3 protein-coding genes and 1 pseudogene are annotated in these 3,888 nt (G+C 66.6%); 2 read left to right on the forward strand and 2 right to left on the reverse strand.

Going from position 1 to position 3,888, the window contains the following annotated elements:
• Positions 1-193: pseudogene (locus tag JOY90_RS11900) on the reverse strand (molecular chaperone); the annotation flags it as partial.
• A 200-nt stretch (positions 194-393) separates the two neighbouring features.
• Between JOY90_RS11900 and JOY90_RS11905 the strand changes: the two are divergent.
• Entirely contained in the window at positions 394-1,341 is a 948-nt protein-coding gene (locus JOY90_RS11905) for an alpha/beta fold hydrolase (protein ID WP_291691339.1), read from the forward strand.
• On the opposite strand, the gene JOY90_RS11910 is transcribed toward JOY90_RS11905, so the two are convergent.
• Complete coding sequence (locus tag JOY90_RS11910; protein ID WP_291691340.1) at positions 1,342-3,135, reverse strand: tetratricopeptide repeat protein; 1,794 nt, start codon at positions 3,133-3,135, stop codon at positions 1,342-1,344.
• 166 nt (positions 3,136-3,301) lie between these two features.
• Here JOY90_RS11910 and JOY90_RS11915 point away from each other — a divergent pair, with 166 nt between their 5' ends.
• On the forward strand, positions 3,302-3,820 hold the full coding sequence (locus tag JOY90_RS11915) for a LysE family translocator (RefSeq protein ID WP_291691341.1): 519 nt from the start codon (positions 3,302-3,304) through the stop codon (positions 3,818-3,820).
• Positions 3,821-3,888 lie beyond the last annotated feature (68 nt).

The raw sequence follows: 3,888 nt of genomic DNA on the forward strand, positions 1-3,888 counted from the left end.
CGACGATGGAGAGTTCGCCCTGCGAGAAGCCGGAGACGGCTACGCTGATGCGATAGGCGTTATCGCCGGTGCGCTCGATGTTATAGGGGGGATAGCCGGGGCTGCCGTCAGAGGCTGCCTGATCGAGCAGGGAGAAGAAGCGGTCGAAGCCGACGGTGGAACGATAAAACGGGGTAAGATCATAGCTACGCATAGGATAGTCCTCCATTGAGCGACTGGTTGAATTTACCCGCCCGCCATCGGGCCGGGCTTTAGTCCGTGTGCAGCCTGTAGAGCGGCCTGCACGGAGGTGATATGGGAGGGCCTCAAAGCGGTTCAAGAGGGCGGCGATACCGCGATTTTTTGACGCGCTCGCCCTTGATTTTCGCCCCCTTTCACCTACCCGGTCCGGACATGACTCTCGTCTCGATTCCCGCCAATCCCGTTCCGGACGACGTCGTCAGCGGCATCATCAACACGTCCCACGGCGCGGAACTGCGGTTTGCCCGCTGGGCGCCGCCGGCCGCCCGCAAGGGCACGGTTTGCGTCTTCACCGGCCGCGCCGAGCCGATTGAGAAATATTTCGAGACCGTGCGCGACCTGCGCGACCGCGGCTTCGCAGTGGCGATGATCGACTTCCGCGGCCAGGGACATTCCTCCCGGCGTCTGCGCGATCCGCGCAAGGGCTATGTGCGTCACTTTTCCGATTTCGAGGTCGACGTCGAGACCTTCGTGCAGCAGGTGGTGTTGCCGGACTGCCCGCCGCCGCACTTCGCGCTGGCGCATTCGATGGGCGGCGCGGTGCTGCTCCGCGTCGCGCATGCGGGCAAGCGCTGGTTCGACCGCATGGTGCTGACCGCGCCGATGATCGACCTGCCGGGCCGGACCACCTCGCTGCCGATCCGCCTCTTGCTGCGGGTGATGCGGCTCGCCGGGCAGGGCGGCCGCTACGTGCCCGGCGGCAGCGACGCCCTGATCGGCAGCGACAATTTCATCAACAACCCCTTCACCAGCGATCCCGTGCGCTATGCCCGCAACGCGGCGATCTTCGAGGAGGACCCGACGCTCGGCATCGCCTCGCCGACGGTGGCCTGGGCCGACACCGCCTTCAGCGCCATGCACACTTTCCGCGGCACCAATTATCCGCTGAAGATCCGCCAGCCGATCCTGATGCTGGCGGCCTCCAACGACACCATCGTGTCGACCTCGGCGATCGAGGAGTTCGCCTATCACCTGCGTGCCGGCTCGCATCTCGTGATCGCCGGCGCCAAGCACGAGATATTGCAGGAGCAGGACCGCTACCGCTCGCAGTTCTGGGCGGCGTTCGACGCCTTCGTGCCCGGCACGCCGCTGTTTGCGTAGTCAGCACGCATCCGCTGCGCGCTTGCCGTCCATCTTGACCAGGGTCAGCCGGGTCGCGGGCAGTCCCGCCTTGATCAGTCCATCGCGATAATGCGTGATGTCCTCGGGCCGCTTCCAGCGGAAATTCCGCAAGTGCCGCTCGACGGAGAGGTCGGGTTGATTCGCAAGCAGCGCCTCCGTCGCCTGCCGTGCCTCCTCGTTGCGTCCGAGCTGCGCCAGCGCCGCGGCGCGCACCCCGAGCACCTGCAGATGATGGGGATTGGTGTACAGCGCCTCGCGCGACCAGGACAGCGAAGCGTCATAGTGCCCGAGCAGATAATGACTGAACGCGTTCAGGGCCGCCCATTGATAGCGCGGATCGTTGCTGCCGTGCTGGAGCACGGTCGAGAACAGCTCGACGGCCTCGCGATGCTCGCCGATCACGAGATGGCAGATGCCGAGCACCCCGCGCGCGCCCATGTCGTAGGGGTTGAGCTCGACCGCCTTGCGCGCCAGCGCCATCGCCGCGTCGTGCTTGCCGTCCATGGCCTCGGCATAGGACAGGATGGAATAGGCGAACGATGAGCGCGGATCGAGCCGCACGCTGCTCTCGGCAAGCCGCCTGATCTCGGCCCACAATTCGCGCGTGCTCGTGATCCAGCCGAACTGGATGCCCTGCGCCAGGATGGTGCCGAGATAAGCATGCGCGATCGAAAGCCGTGGATCGAGCGCGATCGCCTCCCGGAACAGCGCGATCGAACGCTCGTAATCCTGCTTGGTCGGCCGGTAATAGTGCGACAATCCCCTGAGGAAGCGGTCCCAGGCGGTGAGATCGGCGGCCGCCGCGCGCGCCGGCATCGTCGCGGCTTCCGCGCGATAGATTTCGGGCGCCAGCGCCGCGCAAAGATCGGTGGTGATCTCGTCCTGCATAGCGAACAGGTCGCCGACGCCGCGGTCGTAGCGGCCGGCCCAGAGTTGCTCGCCGCTCTCGGGGGCGATCAGCTCGCAGGTGACACGCAGCCTGGCGCCCGCGCGGCGGACCGAACCCTGGATCAGGTAGGTTGCGTCGATCTCGCGCGCGATCAGCCGCGCGCCGAGCCGGCTGCGCCTGAACGCGAAGGTCGAGCCGCGGCTCAGCACCCGGAAGAAGGATTGCAGCGACAGCGCGTGGATCAGGTCCTCGGTCAGGCCATCCGCGAAATACTCGTCGGCGCCGCCGCTGAGATCGGTGAACGGCAGCACGCCGACGATGGCGGTCCGGCCCTGCATCGGCGCAGGCGCTGCGCCCTTCGGCGCGCCGCTGCTCCCCGGCTGCCAGGTCCAGACCTTGATGGTCTCCTCGATGTTCTTGAAACGCACGCTGCCGGCATCGGTGAAGCTGACATCGAGATGCTTGCCTGCCTCGGCAAGCGCCTTGGCGGAAACGGCGACGCCGCCGGCAGGCGATGCCGCCTCGAGGCGGACCGCGATATTGACGCCGTCACCGAACACCTCGCCCTCATCGACGATGACGTCGCTCATGTGAATGCCGAGCCGGAACTGCATGGCCCGGTCGGCTGGAAGCTGCGCGTTCCGCTCCGCCATCAGCTTCTGCATCGCCACCGCCGATTCGATGGCGCAGACCACGCTGGCGTATTCCAGCAGGAAACCGTCGCCGGTGCTCTTCACGATCCGGCCGCCGTGATTGAGGATGATCGGGTGGATGGCGGCGCGATGCGCCTTGAAGGTCGCATGGGTGCCCGCCTCGTCGGCTCCCATCATGCGCGAGTAGCCGGCGACGTCAGCGCAGACAATGGCGGCGAGACGTCTTTCCATTCCGCTCTCGCGGATATCACGGGCGGGCGGCTCGAACCAATGTTTTTGCCGGCCGCCGCCATTCCTGCGCCGAGATTGTGAGGTCCGGGAGATGCCTGTCGCACGACGAGGCGACGATCGATGAAAGATGCCGGTACAGAGCCACCATTTGCCCGCGGAGATCATCATGCTCGGCATCCACGATTTCTGGCTGTTCCTCGGATCGGCGCTGCTGCTCAATGTCGCGCCGGGACCCGACACCGCCTATGTCGTGGGGCGCAGCATGCAGCTCGGCTGGCGCGGCGGGATCGCGGCCATGCTCGGCAGCAGCACCGGGTGCCTCATGCATGTGTTCGGCAGCGCGGTCGGGCTGTCGGCGCTGCTCGCCGCATCGGCGGCGGCCTTCACGGTCGTCAAGTGGATCGGCGCCGCCTATCTCTGCTTCATCGGCATCACGATGCTGCTGACGCGCCAGAGCGATCACGCGGCCGAGGCCGCCGGGCGTGCGGCGCCGGCGTCGCTGCGGCGGGCGTTCTGGCAGGGCGCGCTGACCAACATGCTCAATCCGAAGGTCGCGCTGTTCTTCCTGGCCTTCCTGCCGCAATTCGTCGACGCGGAGGGTCGCGCGATGCGTTGGATCAACCGCGCGCTCGGCGGGATGTTCGTCTTGTTCGGTGTCCGGCTCGCCGCGCTTCAGGCGAGGTGAATCTTCCAGATCGCGCTGCCCGCCAGATAGAGCCCGAGCAGGATCATCGCGAGCAGGAACCAGCGGCG

The sequence above is a fragment of the Bradyrhizobium sp. genome, assembly GCF_019242285.1.
Taxonomy (GTDB): Bacteria; Pseudomonadota; Alphaproteobacteria; order Rhizobiales; family Xanthobacteraceae; genus Bradyrhizobium.